Source organism: Limnobacter sp. SAORIC-690 (genome assembly GCF_002954425.1).
Taxonomy (GTDB): Bacteria; Pseudomonadota; Gammaproteobacteria; order Burkholderiales; family Burkholderiaceae_B; genus Limnobacter; species Limnobacter profundi.
The window spans coordinates 998303-1019464 of record NZ_MQVZ01000001.1 but is presented as its reverse complement, the minus strand read 5'-3'; the positions used below and the strand labels follow the sequence as shown (position 1 = coordinate 1019464).

16 protein-coding genes and 1 pseudogene are annotated in these 21162 nt (G+C 53.4%); 10 read left to right on the top strand and 7 right to left on the bottom strand.

Translation table 11 applies throughout. From position 1 onward, the window contains the following. The first annotated feature begins 23 nt into the window (after positions 1–23). From BSZ31_RS04825 to BSZ31_RS04815, 3 genes are all read left to right on the top strand, one after another. The gene (locus BSZ31_RS04825) at positions 24–941 is read left to right on the top strand and encodes an acetyltransferase (RefSeq protein WP_105027784.1); all 918 of its coding nucleotides are present in this window, start codon (positions 24–26) and stop codon (positions 939–941) included. 58 nt (positions 942–999) lie between these two features. Then, positions 1000–1356, top strand: coding sequence for a hypothetical protein (locus BSZ31_RS04820; protein WP_168426850.1), 357 nt, complete (start codon positions 1000–1002; stop codon positions 1354–1356). A 92-nt stretch (positions 1357–1448) separates the two neighbouring features. Continuing rightward, on the top strand, positions 1449–3509 hold the full coding sequence (locus BSZ31_RS04815) for a TonB-dependent receptor (protein WP_105027782.1): 2061 nt from the start codon (positions 1449–1451) through the stop codon (positions 3507–3509). 15 nt (positions 3510–3524) lie between these two features. On the opposite strand, the gene BSZ31_RS04810 is transcribed toward BSZ31_RS04815, so the two are convergent. From BSZ31_RS04810 to BSZ31_RS04795, 4 genes are read right to left on the bottom strand one after another with little or no spacing between them, the layout of a single operon-like run. Further along, positions 3525–4079, bottom strand: coding sequence for a copper chaperone PCu(A)C (locus tag BSZ31_RS04810; RefSeq protein ID WP_105029747.1), 555 nt, complete (start codon positions 4077–4079; stop codon positions 3525–3527). Positions 4080–4084: 5 nt separating this feature from the next. Beyond that, positions 4085–4666, bottom strand: a complete 582-nt coding sequence (locus tag BSZ31_RS04805; protein WP_168426782.1) for a DUF4197 domain-containing protein — start codon at positions 4664–4666, stop codon at positions 4085–4087. After that, on the bottom strand, positions 4575–5504 hold the full coding sequence (locus BSZ31_RS04800; RefSeq protein WP_105027780.1) for a response regulator transcription factor: 930 nt from the start codon (positions 5502–5504) through the stop codon (positions 4575–4577). Before BSZ31_RS04800 ends, BSZ31_RS04805 begins: the two co-directional genes overlap by 92 nt. A gap of 22 nt (positions 5505–5526) precedes the next feature. After that, the gene (locus BSZ31_RS04795; protein WP_105027779.1) at positions 5527–6486 is read right to left on the bottom strand and encodes a patatin-like phospholipase family protein; all 960 of its coding nucleotides are present in this window, start codon (positions 6484–6486) and stop codon (positions 5527–5529) included. Positions 6487–6677: 191 nt separating this feature from the next. Between BSZ31_RS04795 and BSZ31_RS04790 the strand changes: the two genes are divergently transcribed. The 7 genes and pseudogenes from BSZ31_RS04790 to BSZ31_RS04760 all read left to right on the top strand — a co-directional run bounded on the left by BSZ31_RS04790 (position 6678) and on the right by BSZ31_RS04760 (position 15804). After that, on the top strand, positions 6678–8399 hold the full coding sequence (locus BSZ31_RS04790; protein WP_105027778.1) for an NADH-ubiquinone oxidoreductase-F iron-sulfur binding region domain-containing protein: 1722 nt from the start codon (positions 6678–6680) through the stop codon (positions 8397–8399). Next, positions 8396–11133, top strand: a pseudogene (gene fdhF, locus BSZ31_RS04785) (formate dehydrogenase subunit alpha). Before BSZ31_RS04790 ends, fdhF begins: the two are co-directional and overlap by 4 nt. A 121-nt stretch (positions 11134–11254) precedes the next feature. Further along, entirely contained in the window at positions 11255–13156 is a 1902-nt protein-coding gene (locus BSZ31_RS04780; RefSeq protein ID WP_146106601.1) for a hypothetical protein, read from the top strand. Between the two features lie 83 nt (positions 13157–13239). Beyond that, the gene (gene cfa, locus BSZ31_RS04775; RefSeq protein WP_105027776.1) at positions 13240–14400 is read left to right on the top strand and encodes a cyclopropane fatty acyl phospholipid synthase; all 1161 of its coding nucleotides are present in this window, start codon (positions 13240–13242) and stop codon (positions 14398–14400) included. A gap of 86 nt (positions 14401–14486) precedes the next feature. Further along, complete coding sequence (locus BSZ31_RS04770; protein ID WP_168426849.1) at positions 14487–14924, top strand: MarR family winged helix-turn-helix transcriptional regulator; 438 nt, start codon at positions 14487–14489, stop codon at positions 14922–14924. Continuing rightward, positions 14921–15337 (top strand): DUF4442 domain-containing protein, encoded by a 417-nt coding sequence (locus BSZ31_RS04765; RefSeq protein ID WP_105027774.1) that lies wholly within the window; start codon positions 14921–14923, stop codon positions 15335–15337. Before BSZ31_RS04770 ends, BSZ31_RS04765 begins: the two co-directional genes overlap by 4 nt. Beyond that, complete coding sequence (locus BSZ31_RS04760; protein ID WP_105027773.1) at positions 15337–15804, top strand: PaaI family thioesterase; 468 nt, start codon at positions 15337–15339, stop codon at positions 15802–15804. Before BSZ31_RS04765 ends, BSZ31_RS04760 begins: the two co-directional genes overlap by 1 nt. A gap of 9 nt (positions 15805–15813) precedes the next feature. Here BSZ31_RS04760 and BSZ31_RS04755 read toward each other — a convergent pair whose 3' ends face one another. The 3 genes from BSZ31_RS04755 to dnaN form a co-directional block, all read right to left on the bottom strand. Further along, entirely contained in the window at positions 15814–17316 is a 1503-nt protein-coding gene (locus BSZ31_RS04755; RefSeq protein WP_105027772.1) for an MFS transporter, read from the bottom strand. Between the two features lie 92 nt (positions 17317–17408). Beyond that, the gene (gyrB, locus tag BSZ31_RS04750) at positions 17409–19934 is read right to left on the bottom strand and encodes a DNA topoisomerase (ATP-hydrolyzing) subunit B (RefSeq protein ID WP_105027771.1); all 2526 of its coding nucleotides are present in this window, start codon (positions 19932–19934) and stop codon (positions 17409–17411) included. Positions 19935–19966: 32 nt separating this feature from the next. Continuing rightward, entirely contained in the window at positions 19967–21073 is a 1107-nt protein-coding gene (dnaN, locus tag BSZ31_RS04745; protein ID WP_105027770.1) for a DNA polymerase III subunit beta, read from the bottom strand. Between the last annotated feature and the right edge of the window lie 89 nt (positions 21074–21162).

Sequence of the window (21162 nt, the reverse complement as noted above, 5' to 3'; positions counted from 1 at the left end):
CTACTACACCCCGGATCCCCAAAGTGCCTCTGTCCAGAATTCTTCCTGCCCCTATCATCGGTGTCCTCACCGTCACCCTGATGAGCCTGTGCATCACCTTCTGGTTCATCGTGATGTTCCCGTTTATCGTGTTGCGCCTTGTGCCGGTGTACAGGGTGCAACGCTTGGCATCGAACTGCTGTGTGCAAATTGCAACCTGGTGGGTAGGCTCGGACAAGCAACTTTACAAACTGCTGCACGGTCAACAGGGGCAGGTTGAGATTCATGGCGACTTCAAACCGCACAGCAGTTATCTGGTGATCAGCAACCACACTGCCTGGGCCGACATTGTGGTCTTGTTCGATGTGCTGCATGGCCATGCGCCTTTTGGCCGGTTTTTTCTGAAGAAAGAACTGATTTGGGTTCCCATTGTGGGCGTGGTGTGCTGGGCCATGGATTTCCCCTTCATGAAGCGCCACAGCCGTGCCGCCATTGCACGCAACCCGGTGCTGGCCAGCCAGGACCTGGAAACCACCCGCAAAGCCTGCGAAGTTTACAAAGAAAGCCCGGTTACCGTGATCAACTTTCTGGAAGGTACCCGCTTTACACCCGCCAAAAAAGCCAAAACCAAATCACCTTACACTCGCCTGCTGGGCCCCAAATACGGTGGCTTGTCCGCGTCGCTGAATGCCATGGGTGAGCAGTTTGAAGGCATGGTGAATGTCACCATTGCCTATGGCCCCAGCCAGGGCAACATCACTTGGAGTTGGCTGTGCGGGAAGCAACCCAATATGCAAGTGCATGTTGAAATTCTGCCCATTCCTGCCGACATGATCGCAGGCGACTTTCGCAACGACCTGGAATTCAAGAACCGGTTTAAAACCTGGATTGGCAACATCTGGACCCTGAAAGACAAACGCTTGGCGGAGATGCGCCGCAAAGCCGGACACCCTTCACCGTGAACCACACCAGCGCCCTCTTGACAGGTTTGTTAAACTACTCAAATTGCAGTCAAACGAAGTGATTTCCCCAATGCGCACCCGCTGGTTCCAACACATGCTGATCGCGCTGGCCGTTTTGGCCACGCAATGGGCAGGTCTTGCCCACAGCATTGAGCACCGGGACACGCTGCAAGCCGAATCGCACGGCCACGCCCACAGCCACAACAGCAAACACGCTGCCGCCAGCGATTTACTGCATTCCTGCCTGCTGTTCGATGGGCTTGCCACCGCACAGGCCGCAGTTTCCAATCCACCCACCGGCTGTGCATTGCCCCTGCTGGCCCAACTGGGCATTCAAAGCAGTGCGGTCGCAGCGCCCAGAAATACTCTGTTCGCGCAACGGGTGCGGGTCCGCGACCCGCCCAGTTTTTCCTGAAGTAAACAATCCCCTTATTTTTTGTCGCTTTGCTAGCCTTTTTGTTATCAAAACCAGGCCGGACAGCGGCGTGATGTATTTCAGGAAAGAACATGAACAAATCCCAATTTCAGCGCCGTGCCGTGGCGCTGGCCAGCTTGCTTTTTATTGCGCAAACCCAGGCGCTGGCCCAAGAAGCCTTGCTTGAATCCGTGGTGGTCACCGGCACAACCGAACAAGCAGAATCCATCACCAAACCTTTTTCAATCATTACCGCAGATGAGCTGAATGCCAATGGCGCCAGCACCGTGGGCGAGGCATTGCGTTATCAACCGGGAGTGTCCGCCACAGGTTTCGGCCCCAATTCAAGCCGCCCCATTGTGCGTGGCCAGGACTCTGACCGAATCAAGATTCTGCGCAATTCTGCTGCCACCGTCGATGTGTCTGCACTCAGCTTCGACCATGCCCTGCCTGTCGATCCCTTCGCATTGCACCAAGTTGAAATCCTTCGTGGCCCTGCCGCGCTGGCCTACGGCGGCAATGCAGTCGGCGGTGTAGTGAACCTGGTCGACCAACGTATTGCTCGCAAGCCTGTGCAAGGTCTTCAGGGTGAAGTCAATTTGCTGGGCGGCGGCGCAGCCGATCAAACTGCCGGCGGCTTTAAGCTGGATGCCGGCTTGGGGCAGGGGGTCAGCATTCATCTGGATGGATTCAAACGAACCACGCGGGACCTTGAAACCCCCACGTTCACCGACCCCGACGGTGTCACGGGCAACCGGGTTCAAAACTCCTCCTCGAAATCCGATGGTGCAGCCATCGGAGCCTCGTTCCAAACCGGCAATGGCTATATTGGCGTGTCGGCTGAACGTTACAACAACGAATACGGTGTACCGAAATCCCTCGATGTGCGCATTGGCATGGAAAGCGAACGCTATGCACTGGAAGGTGAGCAAAATTTCAACAATGCTGCCTTTAAACAAGTGAAATACCGCTTGGCCAAAACCGATTACCAGCACCAGGAATTTGAAGACGGCGCGCCGGCCACCCTGTTTGTGAACGATGGCGTGGACGGCCGCGTGGAAGTGGCCTTGCAGCCGTTTTCAATTGCCGGCATGAACATCAACACCAGCACTGGCGTGCAGTTTGAGCGGACCGATTTTTCGGCGATTGGGGATGAAGCGTTTGTGCCCAGCACCAGCACCGATCAAACCGGGCTCTTCACCATCTTCCGTGCCAGCCGCGGACAGGAAAACAGTGGGGTATTCGAATTTGGTCTGCGTGGAGACCAAGTGGATGTGAATGCAGCCACCAGTGGTTTGTCGCCCCTGAATGGCCCGGTGGCGGGTGCCGGTGTAGATGCGGGTCCTGGCATTAACCGCAGTTTCAGCCCAAGCTCCGTTTCTTTGGGCTATACAGCGCCTATTGGCAACGGCTGGTCGCTGGGTGGTTCGGTGTCTCGGGTGGAGCGTGCGCCCTCCAGCTTCGAGTTATATGCCGATGGTGTGCATGTGGCCACAGATGCCTACGAGAAAGGCAATCCGAATTTGCAGGAAGAACGCGGCCGCCACCTGGAATTAACCAGCACTTGGGCACAAGGTGAATCCAAATTCAATGCCACTGCCTTCGCAAGCCGATACAGCAATTACATTGCCTTGATTGGACGCACAGGTGCCGATGCCGAGTTTATTGAAGCGCCCGGAGAACCGCCCATTCAAGTGTTCGACTTCACGGCGGTTCCCGCAGAATTTCAAGGCATTGAACTGGGATATCAAACCGCCTACGCCATGGGTGCTGGCAAGCTGCAGCCGTCCATTCAATACGACCTTGTACGTGGCAAACGCACCGATGGGGGCGGCAACCTTCCCCGCATCAGCCCGCAACGTGTGGTGGCCAGCGCCGCTTATACACAAGGTGGCTGGACCGTTACGCCTGAACTGATTTGGGTCAGCGACAGCAAAGCCGGTGCAGGCGATGTTGAAGTGGAAGGTTACGAGTTGGTGAACTTGCGAATCGGCAAGGCATTCACCTGGGGCCGCACCGGTGGCGAAGTATTCGCCAACCTTCAAAACCTGACTGATGAGCTGGCATTTTCAGCCACAACGCTGAACACCGTGCGCGGTTATACGCCGCTGGGCGGGCGCTCTGCGCTGGTTGGTGTGAAACTGGCCTTCTAAGGCAAAGCTGGGCATTTAGTGTTTGTGATCACCGCCGCCACCCTGGCTGTGGTGGTCACCTGCTGCATTCTGGCCTGCCACCGCTTTCACCGGCATTTCAATTTTGCTGCCATCGGCTTTCTCAAATTGCAGGCTCAGTTCAATTTCCTGGCCAACCTCAACCGGTGCGGTTAAAGCCATCAGCATCACATGGTAGCCACCCGGCTTTAATTCCAGCGGCTCGCCCGCCTTCATTTCAATGCGCTCGGCCATGCGCATGCGCATGATGTCGCCGTCCATTTTCATTTCATGCACTTCGGCAATTTCAGCGGCCGGGGTGGCCACGCCAACCAAGGACATGGGTTCCTGACTGGTAATGGTCAAATAGGCACCAGTGGCGTCCTGCTCGCCCACAGTGGGGCGCACCCAGGCGTTCTGAACCGAAATTCCGTCTTGCACCTGCGCGGGTGCTGCCGCCTGCTCTGCTACAGCAGGCGCATCGTGAGAATGGCCCGACTCTGCACCATGGTCATGATGTTCAGAACAGGCTGCCAAAGCCACGGCGGCAGACAAAACCGCCAAATGAATCATTTTCTTCACTTCAAACTCCCAAACACTTTTTTAAGCACGGCACTGCCCGCCGCAACCGGGTTGGCCCGAATCGCTTTCTCTTCCTCAGCCACCATTAAAAACAACGCATCAAGCGCCTTGTTGGTGACATAGCCTTCCAGGTTGGCGTCTTCGGCCTTCACCAAGCCAAAGCGGCTGCCCTTCTCGGCCAAGGCATTGTATTGCTGGGCCAAACCCACCTGCGCGGTTTTGCCTTTCACAATCGGCAGCAGCTGGGTGTACAAATCGGCCTGGGATTTGCTTCTGAAAAAGTCGGTCACTGCGGTGTCACCGCCACTCAGTACTTGTTTGGCGTCTTCAACTGTCATGTTTTGAATGGTCTTTTTCAGTACGGCTTTGGCCTGTGGCACCGCCGCTTCCGCCGCGCGGTTCATGCTGATTTCCATTTGATCCAGCTGTGAACCCATGCCCACCATTTTCAGCAAACCCTTGCTGTTCTCCAGGTACTCCGGCAGTTTAATTCGCACAGCCGGGTTGCCCAAAAAACCATCGGCCTTGCCCAAGCTGCCCACTGCAGCATCGGCACCTTTGCTGAGCGTGGTACGCAAGGCAGTTACTGCCTCTTTGCTGGTGATGCCGCTTAAATCTGCGGCCGCCACTGTACCGGTGAATACCAAGGCAAACAGGGCCACGAAAAAGGCAAGTAAGGAACGCATCGAACGGATCATCTTGGCCTCCCAGCCAGCGGTGTTCAAGAATCGAGCAAGCGCGCTTTGCGTTCAGCCCGAATGAAAATATCAACAGCCTGACCTTTGTTTTTTGCACCCAAGCGCAAGAATATTTCCTTGATGTGCCCACGCACCGTATCCGGCTGATGTCCATTTCACGCGCCACTTCCTTGGCCGACAAGCCTTCGGCGGTTTTGCGCATGATTTCCACCTGCTTCCAGGTCAAGGGTTTGTCCGACCCCGGGGCATAAATGTTGGAATGATATTCGTTGGCAGCCTTCTCCGCGCCTTTGGGCACATCGTCAAGCACACCCGCCTGTATCAGCAAATTTTGAAGGGCACGAAGCAGTTCAGGGTAGGTGCTGGCCTTGTTCACGTAAAAATAGCCAGCCCGCTCAGCCTCACGCGCCAGGTTTTTGTCGAGCACGCCCGAACAAATCAGTTTTGGGCATTGTGGAAACAGCACTGCAAAGGTGTTGATGGTACCCACGCCCTTGGAGTCGGGGAGGTCCAAATCGGCAATAACCAAGTCTGGCTCAGCCCGAATGGCTCTGGCCTTCTCCATGCTTTCCACCACAATAATTTCACTGTGGGTGACCAGCTGGTCGATCATGTCAGCCAACATGATCGAAATCATGGGGTGGTCTTCAGCGATCAAAATTGTGGGTTTGTCCGTCAGCGAACCCATGTCTGCATGCCCTGTTTTTTCTTTTGTCATCAAGGCATTGTACTGCGAAAATTTAGAGCCGTGCCTGCGGGTTTGCCTGTGCCATCAGCCGTTCGCGACTTCCCTGTATGGCAGCCTGAATTTTTGGCACCAGTTTCTGCGCCACTTTTTCGCCTTCCAGCAAAAACTCATGGCGCTGGTCCAGATTCAATGCATCAGCATGTTGCACACTGGGTTGTATCACCACATCGGCCCGGGCCAACTCGGCACGAATGGCTTGTTGGCTCAGAATATTGATGCTTTGGTCGAGCAACCCCCACCATCCCATGGCACCTGCTCCAGTGCGTGGTTTTGCAGAAATATCCACCGCAATCACCACATCGGCGCCCATTTCACGGGCAGTCAGCACAGGTACAGGGCTTACCAAACCACCATCCACAAACTGGCGTTTTCCGATACGGGTAGGTAAAAATACGTTTGGAATGCTGCACGACGCACGCACTGCCTGCCCAGCGTTTCCGTAGTTAAAGGCAACCTTCTCACCGCTTTCTAGGTCGGTGGCCACAGCTGCAAAACGAATCGGGAACTGATGAATGGCCTTGTTTTTCACTTGCGTATTCACATACTGCTGCAGTTTGTCGCCTATCAAGAACCCCTGGCTGCTCAAGGTCAGGTCGCGAATGTCGGCTTCCTGCATACCCAAAGCCACGCTTTGCAAGGTGTAAGCGTTCATGCCACTGGCATACAAAGCACCCACAAAGCTGCCTGCACTGGTACCCACCACAATGCTGGGTTTGATACCGTGGCTTTCCAGCACCTTGATCACGCCCACATGGGCAAAACCCTTCACACCACCGCCGCCCAGCACCAAGGCAATCACAGGCTCGCGGGTTTTCGGTACAACCGGGTCTTGAGCCTGGGCAGCCGGTACAGGTTCAGGCAAAGGCGCAACTGGCGGTGCAACCGTGGCACAGGCAGACAACACCAAGGCCAACACGGACGCCAGGAAAATGCCAAAAGGCTTGTTTTTCATACACATTTTTCGAAAACTGATTCAAGAGGAGGATGCTACCGCAGTGCAGCAAACTTGGGTTGACAGAATCCACTAACGGCAAATTGAGCTGCAGGTTTACGATGAACTTCACCACAACCCCTTGGTCCTAGAAAGGACCGTGTAAGTTCAATAGCGGCCTAATAGGGCGAACAACAGAAGGCGGAGATGAGATGAACCCAGCAATCATACCGATTGCAACTGCTGTTGACTTTACGCAACAACACCGCGGCAAACCCAAAGGTCGTCAAGCAAACCCCCACTGCGTGTCCGAAGTTCTTGCCGTTCTGGGTGGGGAAACATTGCGCCGCGACCTGCTGATTGAATACCTCCACCTGCTGCAGGACCACCTCGGCTGTCTGCCCAAACCTCACCTGGCCGCGCTGGCTGAATGCCTGAAGTTGTCACAAACCGAAGTGTTCGAAGTGGCTACCTTCTACCATCACTTCGATGTGGTGGACTCCGAACACTCCGCAAACCACGATCTCACTGTGCGTGTGTGCAATGGCCCGTCTTGTTGCATGGCGGGAGCAGAAGAACTGATTGAGAAATTGCCTGCACTGCTTGGCAGCACCGTGCGGGTTCAAGCGGTACCCTGCATTGGGCGTTGCGAGCAAGCTCCGGCAGTGGCTGTGGGCCAGCATGAAATGGGCTGGGCCAATCACCATGAAATTATGGAAGCAGCATTTGGTCAGCACACCAAGGCCTTGCCACCGCGCCACACTGGTGTAGCCCAATACAAAGCCGCAGGGGGTTATCAACTTTTGCACGAATGTGTAACGGGGAAACGCACGGTTGAATCGCTTATCAACACCCTCTCGAATTCAGGCTTGCGCGGTTTGGGTGGCGCGGGTTTTCCAGCCGGTAAAAAGTGGGGCATTGTGCGCGAGCAAAACGCACCCCGTTTGATGGCTGTGAACATCGATGAAGGCGAACCCGGTACCTTCAAAGACCGCAGCTACCTTGAACACAACCCACATCAGTTTTTGGAGGGCATGCTGATTGCCGCTTGGGCCGTTCAAGCCAGCGCCATTTACATTTACCTGCGCGACGAATACCACGCCTGCCGGGCCATGCTGCAAAACGAACTGGCCCTTCTCAAAGCCAACCCACCCATGGCCAACATGCCCACCATTGAACTTCGTCGTGGCGCAGGCGCCTACATTTGCGGTGAAGAATCGGCCATGCTGGAGTCAATTGAAGGCAAACGTGGATTACCAAGGCTACGCCCACCTTACGTTGCGCAGGTGGGGTTGTTCAACAAACCCACGCTGGTTCACAACTTTGAAACCCTGTACTGGGTGCCTGCCATCCTGGAAAAAGGGGCCAGCTGGTTTTCCGAACAGGGACGCCACGGGCGAAGTGGTCTACGGTCGTATTCTGTATCAGGGCGCGTGAATAAACCCGGCGTTCACCTAGCCCCGGCAGGTATCACCCTGAACGAGCTGATTTCCGAGTACTGCGATGGCATGCAGCCCGGCCACACCCTTTATGGCTATTTGCCAGGCGGAGCGTCTGGCGGAATATTGCCTGCGGTACTGGCCGATGTGCCACTTGATTTCGACACCCTGCAACCCCACGGCTGCTTCATCGGCTCCGCGGCTGTTGTAGTGTTCTCTCAAGCGGACAGCGCTGTGAACATGGCCCGCAATCTGATGCGGTTTTTCGTGCATGAAAGCTGCGGGCAATGCACTCCCTGCCGCACTGGTACCGCCAAAGCCCTGGCCTTGATCAATCAACCCCGATGGAATGTACCGTTGTTGCAGGAGCTTTCTGCCGTCATGCGCGATGCCTCCATTTGCGGTCTGGGCCAGGCGGCCCCCAATCCAATTGATTGTGTCATCCGCTACTTTCCTCAGGAATTGGAATTCGAGCCAAGAGGCAGCAAATCATGAACGCCTCGCAAATGATCCGCTTACAGCTCAACGGCCAAACTGTTGAAGCCCTGCCCGGTGAAACCCTGCTGCAGATTACCCAGCGCGAAGGCATCGATGTACCTCACCTTTGCTACAAAGCCGGCCTTGAAGCTGCGGGCAACTGCCGCGCCTGCGTGGTCGAAGTGGAGGACGAACGCACCCTGGCCGCCTCGTGTTGCAGACAGGCCGTGGCAGGCATGGTGGTGCACACCGACTCCACCAAGGCCATTGCCGCGCAAAAAATGGTGCTGGAACTGTTGCTGGCCGACATGCCCAACCACGCAAACCCAAAAGCGCTGAAAACCGACAATGAATTGACCCACTGGTGCCAGCAAATGGACATTGAAGGCAGCCGGTTTGACGCGCGGGCAGCCGTGCCCGCCGACCTGTCGCACCCTGCAATTGCAGTGAACATGGACCATTGTATTCAGTGCACCCGCTGCGTGCGCGCCTGCCGGGACGTGCAGGTGAACGATGTCATTGGCCTTGCTTTTCGCGGTGAGCACGCCGCAATTGTGTTTGATCAAGGTGATGCGCTGGCCCAATCCACCTGCGTGGCCTGCGGCGAATGCGTGCAAGCCTGCCCCACCGGTGCGCTGAGCCAGGCCAAAGCTGCGGCACACCAGCCCGCAGATAAAACAGTGGATTCCGTATGCCCTTATTGCGGTGTGGGCTGTCAGCTTACTTACCACGTGAAGGGCAATACCATTTTGCGTGTCGAAGGTCGCAAGGGACCCGCCAATGAAGGCCGCCTGTGCGTGAAAGGCCGCTATGGCTTTGACTATGTTCACCACGAACAACGGCTCACCCAACCGCTGGTTCGCCGCGAAGGAGTTACCAAAAACCCGGTCGATCTGCTGGATCCAGAACAAGTGAATAGCGCATTTCGCCCAGCCACTTGGGACGAAGCACTGGCCTTGATCGCCAGCCGGTTCAAGCAAATTAAATCCACGCATGGCGACCATGCACTGGCTGGTTTTGGCTCTGCCAAATGCAGCAACGAGGAAGCCTATCTGTTTCAAAAACTGGTTCGCACCGGTTTTGGTACCAACAATGTTGACCACTGCACCCGCCTGTGTCACGCCTCGTCAGTGGCCGCATTGCTGGAGGGTATTGGGTCGGGAGCCGTGTCCAACCCTGTGATGGATGTAAACCAGGCCGAAGTGATCTTCGTAATTGGTGCCAACCCCACAGTGAATCATCCTGTGGGCGCCACCTGGATTAAAAACGCGGTTAAAAACGGCGCCAAACTGATTGTGGCTGACCCCAGGCGTTCAGACCTGGCACGGCACGCCACCCATTTTTTACAGTTCAAGGCCGACAGTGACGTGGCACTGCTCAATGCCTTGTTGCACATCATCATCGAAGAAAACCTGATTGATCGGGAATTCATTGATCAACGTACCGAAGGCTTTGATGACCTGAAAGCGAATGTCAGCGCCTGCACACCCGAGGCCATGTCATCCATCTGTGGCATTTCACCGGTTGAATTGCGTGCAGTGGCCCGCCTGTATGCCACATCCAGTGCATCCATCATTTTGTGGGGCATGGGTATTTCACAGCACACCCACGGCACCGACAACGCGCGCTGCCTGATATCACTGGCACTGATCACCGGTCAAATTGGTCGACCTGGCACGGGCCTTCATCCCTTGCGCGGTCAAAACAATGTGCAGGGCGCATCAGACGCCGGGCTGATCCCCATGATGTACCCGGACTACCAACAGGTGTGCAATCCCGAAGCACAACAACGGTTCGAGGCGCTTTGGAACACGCCACTTTCCAACACCCCCGGGCTCACCGTGTCGAGACCATGCAAGCCATTCTCGCTGGTGAGGTCAAAGGCATGTACATACTCGGTGAAAATCCGGCCATGTCCGACCCCGATTTAAACCATGCCCGAAAGGCACTGGCCGCACTCGATTTTCTGGTGGTGCAAGACATCTTCCTGACCGAAACGGCAAGCCTTGCCAATGTTGTTTTACCCGCCAGCGCTTTTCCTGAAAAAACCGGCACCTTCACCAACACCGATCGCCTGGTGCAACTTGGGCAACAAGCCATCGACCCGCCGGGACAAGCACGGCAAGACCTGTGGATCATTCAAAGTATTGCACAAGGACTGGGGCTGGACTGGCAGTACAACAGTGTGGAAGAAGTGTTTGATGAAATGCGCCGCGCCATGCACAGCATTGAGGGCATTACCTGGCAACGCCTGCAAAGCGAGCACGCTTTGGTTTACCCCTGCGCCCATGAAGGAGACATTGGCCAAGCCGTGGTGTTTACAGAGCACTTCCCGACACCCAATGGAAAAGCTCGCCTGGTGCCAGCCCGATACCGTGGGGCTGCTGAAAAACCTGATTCCGAGTTTCCCTTTGTATTGATCACCGGACGACAACTGGAACACTGGCACACTGGCAGCATGACCCGTCGCGCCAGCGTTCTGGATGCCATTGAACCCGAACCCACCGCACTGCTTCATCCCGAAGATTTAAAAGCCTTGAACATTGAGGCTGGCAGCACCATTCGGCTTCAATCCCGCCGCGGTGAGATTCAACTGTTTGCACGCGCCGACACGGGCACACCACCGGGCCATGTATTTGTGCCTTTTTGTTATGCCGAGGCAGCAATCAACAAACTAACCCACGCAGCACTCGACCCCGATGGAAAAATTCCCGAGTTCAAGTACTGCGCTATTGCGGTGCACAAAAAATAGGGGAAACCCTGATTTTGTCAAACTTTAACGAATAAAGTGACACACAACGAGTGACACCTATTTGCCCGCTTTTGGACAAATTCACAGTTTGTGACATGTTTAGGGTCAAAGAAAAAATGAAATGCACCTGAATCGTGCGTTCTGGAGACCTGTCGTGGCCCTGCAAATTACTGTCTCACCGAACATGATCACGCCCGCGCTTGACCGTGGGATCAAGAACAATATTGCCCGCAAATCAGGCAATAAACATGTGCATGGTGACGTCTACAAACAGCGCACTGCCTGGAAAAAAATCTGTGACTTTGTGAGCTCCACGCGTGCCATTCAAGTAGTTGCAAAAGCGCATTTTGAATCCAAACAATACTCCGAAGCAGCCATTCTGCGGAAAGACTACCAAGCAACCCAAAAATCAAACGCGCTGGGCCGCGCACTGACAGAAGACGAGTATGACGACGCAGTGTGGAATTCCAGCGGTGTTCAAAACCGCTTGATGCGGGAAGACTATATTCGCTACAGCCCCAATTACTACAACAAGGAAAACGGAACCACCTCTCGCAATCTGTGGGCCCGTCGATTCTCCAAGTTAAGCCATGCCTTGCATGGCCTTTGCGAAATGAATGCCGCACCCACTGGCATGACTTACAACGTGATGCGCAACACTGCTGCCCATGGTGTGGATGAAAAAAGCACCAAGAACAAACTTTTCATGTTTGGAATGCTTGGGTTCATCGGTGTGGCCACTACCGAATTATTGAGCGCAATACGGGGCCTCTCCAGCAACAGTGCCACTTTCTTGGGTCAGGGTATTTTGACTTTGCTCATCGCATTTCCGGTGGCTTCTTCTGCCCTGGGTTTCTTGGGCTTTTGCGCTGGCCTGGCCAGCCAAATCGCGGTTCAAAAACACAAGGTCAACACGAAACAGAAAGAAAACCTTTCAAAAGACGTCAGCGAAAATCTTCAAAAAATACTGTCACAACTCAAATCCATCAAAGGCAAACCCGAGCTGATCCAGATCATGGCCAAAGCAATGCAGGGCAAACATCACATTCTGAAAAAAATCAAATCGAACAGTCTGGATGCTCAAGGCGTTCCCATTGTTTTGAATGCTGCACTGGCCGCAATTGACCCCGGCAAAAGCGACCTTGAAAACATGCAGGCTCTTAAAACCGCTTTGGGGCAATACATGCAGGTTGAAAAACCGGCAGGCGAATCAGCCACCCTTTGGGCACGCTACCGCTATGCCAAAGCAGTCACCACCAAAGAAAGTCACTATGTTGCGCTGGCAAGCACTGTAGACCACATGGATGTTAACAACCCGCATGCAAAAGCCATTCAAGATGCCCGTCGACAAACCGAAGAAATTCTTGCGCCGGCCATCCACAATTTTGCCCTTAAAACACTTGCCTACCCCGCGGCATTGCTTGATCGCGTGGCCAACACCCAAATAGCGCCCACCTTGCGAAAATGGGCCAGCGAGAGCTACCAAAAAGCACAAGCCAAGAAAATGAGCGACCCCAGCAGAGCAGCAAAAAACTGCTTTAAAGGCGAGTACATGGCCAAAAATATTCACCAATACGGCCCCGTTACACGTGCCTGTATAAAAATTGCCGAAGGCATGCGTTTGTTCAACATGAACGTGGTCTTGGCATCGAATGCCAACCTGTCGCGAATATTCAACAACATGGCACTTTTTGTGAACAACGCTGTGGGTACAAGCCCTGCGTCACGTTCCATGTGCAACAGCCTGGGGCGCTTTTTCGGGGGCGCCGTGTTGGCACTTATCTTCGGTACTTTCATTCCGATTGCCGCCGACGCCACAGGCGGCCCCACGACTGTCAGCACCGACGGAAACTTCCCGGTGAATTTTTCCATGACCAACATTGGCATCCTGATGTTCCTGCTGTCCGCCCCTACCTTGCTGGTTCAGGGGCTCGCACACGTGGCCGCACGTATAGAAGGCTGGGAAGGCAATATCAACAAAACACCCCCGCCAGGTGTTCCCGCATTCCGGTTTGCACGCTGAACTCTTGCCCCGACAGCTTGTTTGGCAAGCATTAGTCAAGTCTGCAATAATCGGTTTGTCGTCATAGCCACTTCACAGGTTCTATGAAAACACACCCGCACGATTTGGTTGATGCCCAAAAGGTACCCAAGCCTATTGCAGGCCTGTTGCACAGCGCTGGCATACACATTAACGGCACTGAACCCTACGACATTCAGATACTCGACGAACGCTTGTTCAACGCTGTACTCAGCCATGGTTCTATCGGCCTGGGCGAGGCCTACATGAATGGTTGGTGGACCGTGGCGCGACTCGACGAAATGATGTTTCGATTGATGCGAAACAATGCCGACGAACACACCAAAGCCTGGACCAAAATGCAATGGTTAATGCTTGCTTTGCGCGAGAAAGTCATTAATCTGCAAGCGCCCACACGCGCATTTCAAGTGGGTGAACACCATTACGACACTGGCAATGACCTGTTTGAAGCCATGCTCGATCCGCTCATGATCTATTCATGTGCTTACTGGGAACAAGCCCGGAATCTTGAACAGGCACAGTTGCACAAACTCGACATGATTTGCCAAAAATTGCAGTTACAGCCTGGTGAAAAATTGCTGGACATCGGTTGTGGCTGGGGTGGGTTGGCTTGGTACGCAGCAACTCATTTTGATGTGCAAGTGCTGGGTATCACCGTATCGGCGCAGCAACAACAATATGCCCGGACGCGTTGTGCCGGTTTGCCTGTAGAAATTGAATTGATTGATTACCGCGACTTGCAAGGCCAATACGACAAAGTGGTGTCCGTGGGGATGTTTGAACATGTGGGCTTAAAAAACTACCCAGCCTATTTTGAAGCGGTGCACCGTCTTTTAAAACCCGATGGTCTTTTTTTGTTGCACACCATTGGCGGCTTTAATAAAACCGAGGCCACTGATCCCTGGATCGACAAATACATTTTTCCGAACGGAAAAATTCCATCGCCCAGCGAAATTGCCGAACATGTTGACGGCAGACTGGTGCTGGAAGACTGGCACAACTTTGGCACGGATTACGACAAAACACTGATGGCCTGGCATGCCAATGTTGAAAAGGCTTGGCCCACACTTCAAGCCAATTACGATGAACGTTTTCACCGCATGTGGACGTATTACCTGATGACCTGCGCAGCTTACTTCCGTGCCCGCAAAGGCATGCTGTGGCAATTGGTTTTCAGTCACCGCGAGAACTCACAGGTCTATCGCAGTAAACGACCCAGGTTCTAACTCCGTTTGATTTATTACACACACGTATTAATTGACGACCCCACTTAATTTCAATATATTACGCATACGTAATAATTGGAATGTACATGGATCGTCGTCTTTTTTTCATGCTGAACCGTGCGCGCGCTGTACTTTATCGCCACGCCGACAGTGGCGTTGAACAAGCCATTGGTGTACCGGCCGCACAAGTCAGTTTGCTGTTTGCGCTGGACAAGTTTCCACAGGCTTCCATGCAAGAACTTGGCGAAGTGCTTGGTTTGAACAGCTCCGCCATGACGGGTCTGGTGCAACGCATGAAAACCGCCAAACTGATTGAACGGGTAGTTTCACAAGAGGACGGCCGCGTGGCTCACCTGAGAATGACCAACAAAGGCAGGGACAAAATGCAGGCCGCCAAACCCTTGTTGGTCAAATTAAACAAACAACTGGTCGAAGGTTTCACCACGGAGGAAATTGACACCGTGCTGAAATTTTTGAACACCGTACACACGCGTTTCTCGCAACCCAAAGGAGACACTGAATGAATGCCATGCGCCTGGTCCAAACACTGGCCAGCAATCCTTTTTTCCAGTTTGCCAAACTGGGCACTGTGAACAAAAACTCAGAAGAACATGTTCAACTGGGTTTTGATTCTTTTCTGAAAAATCACATTGGTACTTTGCATGCTGGCGCCTTGTTTACCGCCGCTCAAGCGGATGCAAAAGTGCGGCTGCTACAGGCATTGGCACTGCACAGCCATGGTTGGAAAATCGCTGCTTATACCAGCAGAATTTCTTACAAACGACCCGCGAAAGGGCCTGTTTGGATACACACCGCAGCGCCCACAATTGATTTCGACAACAGAGTGGCGCACACGGTGAGCACCTTGAACAACGAGGCCAACGAACCCCTGGCTGAACTTCACATTCAGTTCACATTGCTTCAAGGAGAGCAATAATGCTGGACACACTGCTTACCCTGATCATGCGACCCCTGGTCAAGATGCAAATGGATGGCAAAGTGCCTTTTGCCAAAGCCTGTGGCGTGCGGTTAAGCAGCATGGGCGATGGCGTGGCGCGTTGTGAAATGGCACAGAAGCCCGAACTGCTGGACGACACTGGCAAGCTTGCTGACGGTGCTTTGTTTACTCTGGCCGAGACCTGCTCCGGTGCAGCCATGGCGGGTGGCTTTGCCTCGGTTATTTTGGGAGTTAGGCCAGTAGCCGCTCAGGTTGAGTTTGAGGTGCTACAACCTGCATTGGGCCTGATCAATGCCCAGGCCAAGGTGGCGCAAGCCATTTCACCACTGAAGAAAACACTTCGCACCACTGGAAAAATCAACTTTCCGGTTGAGGTCGAAGTCAGTGATGCAAGCGGGCACACCGTGGCCCGCATGCGTGTTACCTGGAACCTGAAGAAAAATTAAAGGGTCCGCTTAGTGCGAAGTACGCAGGTGCTTCAGGCTTTTGTACGCCAGTACACTGGCCAGCAACATGAGTACCGCGCCAGCGATTGAAGTCAGTTGCATGCCTTCCATAAAGGCATGCCTGGCGGCTTGCAACAAACTGATTTGTTCAATTGCAGGCAATTGAACGGCAGAAGCCAAAGCCCCACCCAGTGTATCCTGGGCGGCACGCTGAATCTCGCTTGGCCAGGCTGGGTTCAACAAACTCTCCATGCGGTCCCGGTAAATGGCCACACCAATGCTGCCGAATACTGCAATACCCACTGCACCGCCGAATTCAGCACCCGTTTCTGCCAATGCAGATGCCGCGCCAGCCTTCTCGGGTGGGGCACTGCTGATGATCAATTCTGTGCCCAAAGTAAACATTGGGGACAAACCCAAAGCAAGTATCACCGTGGCGAACACAAGCAAATCCATGTCGGCTTTAATGCTCAACAAAGCCAGGCCGGCAAAGCCAATCGCCGTGCCCAACAATCCAAACACAACCAATTTGGCTTGCCCCAATTGTTTGGCCAGCCAAGGCATGATGTTGGTGCCCACCACAAAAGCCAGGGCCCAGGGCACTGTCCAGGCCCCCGCCACCAAAGGTGTCAAGCCCAGCACCAATTGCAAGTATTGGGCAATGTAAACGTAGACACCAAACATGGTCAGGCAACTCAACAGGTAAGTGCCCAACACCGCTTTAAAACCTGGTGCCTTGAACAGGTTTAGATCAATCAGCGGGTCCTTCAAAGCAGCTTGCCTGCGCACGAACCACACGCCAAGCGCCAACCCCCCTACGAAACTCAAGGCGCCCATCGTGTTCACGCCCTGTTCCGCAGTGTCTTTCAGTGCATAAATGAGAAGAAGTACCGCACTAAGTGAAAGCGCTGCACTGGGCAGATCCATGCGACCTGCAGATTCATCCTTGTATTCAGGCAACAGGCGTGGCGCAAGTATCAACAGCAAAATCATCACCGGAACATTGATCAAGAAAACCGAGCCCCACCAGAAATATTCCAGCAATACTCCGCCGACCAAAGGCCCCATCACTGCGCCAATTGAAAAACTGCTGATCCAGATACCAATTGCCTTCATGCGCTCGGCGGGATCATCGAACATGTTTCGAATCAGTGAAAGTGTGGAGGGTGCAATTGTGGCGCCTGCCAAACCGTGCAAAGCACGGGTCACGATCAACATTTCAGCACTGTTTGAGAATGCCGCCAAAACCGAAGCCACACCGAATGCAGCGGCACCAATCATCAACAAACGCCTGCGACCAATTCGGTCACCCAGTGTGCCCATCGTGATCAAGGCACCAGCCACCATGAATCCATAAATATCAACAATCCAAAGCAGCTGCGCGCTGCTGGGCTGTAGATCAGCACTAATGGCGGGTATTGCGAGATTCAATACCGTCAGGTCCATGGAGTAAAGTACACAAGCCAACGCAATAACAGACAGGCCGATCCACCTTGCTTTGCTGGATTCCATGAAGTTGCATCCCCAATAAAAAACCCCACAACGGAGTGTGTGGGGTTTGAGCTTAATCGAAGATTGTGATTATCTGATCAAGGACGTTGTGCTTAAACGTCAATATTGCCGGCTTTCAAAGCGTTGCTCTCGATGAACGCACGACGGGGTTCAACTTCATCGCCCATCAGGGTCGTGAAAATTTGATCTGCCGCAATCGCATCTTCAATTTGAACACGCAGCAAACGGCGCACTGTGGGGTCCATGGTGGTCTCCCACAACTGCTGCGGGTTCATCTCACCCAAACCTTTGTAGCGCTGTTTGGTAATCGCTTTTTCTGCCTGTTCGCGCAACCAGTGCATGGCCTCGCGGAAGCTTTGCACTGCTTGCACCTTTTGCTTTTCACCTTCGCCACGCTGAATTTCGGCGCCTTCGGAAATCAAGCCTTTGAAGGTTTTCGCGGCATGGGCCAACAGTGGATAATCCGCACCATGAACAAAGTCAGGATCGATTGTGGTGACACGCACGTTGCCATGGTGGCGACGGTGAATCAACACACGGTGCTTGTCACTTTGCTCATCGAACTGCGAAAACACAGTCATGATTGCGGGGTCGAGTACGGCTTGCAAACGGGCTGCGCTTGCCTTGGATGCTTGTTCTGAATCAAGATCCAGTTCAACGCCTTCCACAATCGCGTTCAGTACATCGGGATCGATCATTCGGCTTAAACGACGCACCACTGCTTCCACAGTCACAAACTGTCGAGCCAGTTCTTCCAGTGCTTCACCCTTGATTGGGTCTTTGCCTTCACCAGGAATCAGCGCCGCTTTTTCCATGGCAATGGTCAGCATGTACTGCGCCTCTTCCTGATCGTCTTTCAGGTAACGCTCATCTTTACCGTGCTTTACTTTGTACAGCGGCGGTTGCGCAATGTACACATGGCCGTGTTCAACCAATTCCGGCATTTGGCGATAAAGCAGAGTCAGCAAAAGTGTACGAATGTGTGCGCCGTCCACGTCCGCATCGGTCATGATGATGATGCGGTGATAGCGCAACTTGGCCAGGTTGAAGTCGTCCTTGCCAATGCTGGTACCCAAGGCAGTAATCAGCGTGGTAATTTGCTCCGAAGTCAGCAACTTGTCGAATCGGGCTTTTTCAACGTTGAGTACCTTGCCGCGCAGCGGCAAAATGGCCTGAAATTTACGGTCACGTCCCTGTTTGGCTGAGCCACCCGCAGAGTCGCCCTCAACAATGTAAATTTCGCATTTGGCAGGGTCACGTTCCTGACAATCGGCGAGTTTGCCCGGCAAACCAACGCCATCCAGTACACCTTTGCGGCGTGTCATGTCGCGCGCTTTGCGCGCAGCTTCGCGAGCACGCGCTGCTTCAACAATCTTGCTGCAAATCAGCTTGGCATCGTTAGGCCGCTCTTCCAAAAACTCACTGAGCACCTTGGCCACAATGTCTTCTACAGGTGCACGCACCTCGCTGGACACCAGTTTGTCTTTGGTTTGGCTTGAAAACTTGGGTTCAGGCACTTTCACCGACAGCACGCAGCAGAGGCCTTCGCGCATGTCATCGCCTGTCACTTCCACTTTCTGCTTCTTGGCAATTTCATTGACTTCAATGTACTTGCCAATCACTCGGGTCATGGCGGCGCGCAAGCCGGTCAGGTGTGTACCACCATCACGTTGCGGAATGTTGTTGGTGAAACACAGCACCGATTCATTAAAGCCGTCGTTCCATTGCATCGACACTTCAACACCAATGCTGGTGCCGGGAATACCACCATAAGTTTCGGCTGGGCGTTCACCCGCTGCATAAAACGTATTCGGATGCAAAATTTTCTTGTTGGCATTGATGAATTCAACAAAACCCATCACGCCGCCACTGCCGGCGAAATCGTCTTCCTTGCCAGTACGCTCGTCTTTCAGACGAATACGCACCCCATTGTTCAGGAAGCTGAGTTCACGCAAGCGCTTGGCCAGAATTTCATAGTGAAAATCGTTGTTGTGTTGAAAAATTTCAGTGTCGGGCAGAAAGTGAACTTCAGTACCACGCTTGTCAGTGGTACCCACAATTTTCATGGGCGACACATCCACACCGTCTACCTGCTCAATGATTCTGTTTTGAACAAAACCACGGGCAAACTCCAGCTGATGCACCTTGCCTTCACGGCGAACAATCAAACGCAACCAGCTCGACAAGGCGTTCACACAACTAACACCCACCCCGTGCAAACCACCCGAAACCTTGTAACTGTTTTGGTTGAATTTGCCGCCAGCATGCAATTCAGTCAGCGCAATCTCAGACGCAGAGCGCTTGGGCTCATTCTTGTCATCCATCTTTACGCCGGTCGGAATGCCCCGCCCGTTGTCGGTCACGCTGATTGAATTGTCTGCATGAATAGTCACCACGATGTCATCGCAGTGACCCGCCAAGGCCTCGTCAATCGAGTTGTCAACGACTTCGAACACAAGGTGATGCAAACCGGTACCATCGGACGTGTCACCGATGTACATGCCAGGACGCTTTCGGACCGCTTCCAGGCCTTCGAGAATCTGGATTGAACCTTCGCCATAATCTGCGTTGTTGCCTTGTACGGGCAAGTCACCGCCATTCTGTGTTTCTGAAGTCATAAGAGTGTTGTTGTTTTCGTTTTATTGTCGTTTTAAATACGCATGGGCATGACGACATACTTGAAATCGTCTTTGCCTGGGGTGGTCACCAGTGCACTGCTGTTTCCGTCTTGTAACGTAAACTGCACGGTTTCCGACTTGAGGTTGTTCAACACATCCAACAGGTAGTTTACGTTAAAACCCACGTCAATCTCGGGACCTTGGTACTCGACTTCCATTTCATCCCGGGCTTCTTCCTGATCCGAGTTGTTGGCCACAATGGTCAAACCATTGGCACCTAACACCCAGCGAATACCGCGGAATTTGTCACTGGTCAAAATCGAGGCCCGCTGAAGCGAGTGCAACAAGGCGTCGCGGGAAATAACCACGTGGTGCTGGTGGGTTTTGGGAATTACCCGTTGATAATCGGGAAACTTGCCTTCCACCAACTTGGTGATCAGGGTGATATCCGAGAAGGTGAATTTCGCCTGGTTGCTCGCCAAATCAATGGTTACAGTGTCATCGGTATCATTGAGCAAACGCGACAGCTCTAGTACGGTTTTGCGCGGAATAATAACCTCATGCTTGGCGGTGCCGCCTTGACCAGGTGCATCGGCATAGGCCAGGCGGTGTCCATCGGTAGCCACAGCGCGAACGCAGGCACTTTCAATCACCAACAAAACACCGTTCAGGTAATAACGCAGGTCTTGTTGAGCCATGGAAAAATGAACCATGCCCAACAGATTTTTGAGCATTTTTTGCGGCAAACTGATTTGTGTCACCCATTCTTTGGGTTCCTGCACCAGCGGGAAATCCTCGGCGGGCAGGGTTTGCAAGGCAAAACGGCTTTTCTTGGCCTGTACAGACATTTTCTTGCCGTCCAGCTTCACCATGACATCCGAATCTTCGGGGAGTGATCTCAAAATATCCAGGAATTTCCTCGCAGCCACTGTGGTCGCGGTGTCTTCACCACCCGCACCCACTTCTGCACTGGTTTGAATCTGCATTTCAATGTCTGAAGACAGCAGTGTCAGCAGGCCGCCCTGTTTTTTCAACAGAATGTTGGCCAACACCGGCAAGGTGTTTCGACGTTCGACGATGTTGCTGACGATTTGCAGTTTTCGAACCAATGCATCGCGTGAGCTATGAATTAATTCCATTTAATATTTCCTTATAGGATTAGTTAATAGAGTTGATTCGATTCTGTGGACAACTCTATTTTTTCCTTTGAATTGAGCTTCTTAGGTTC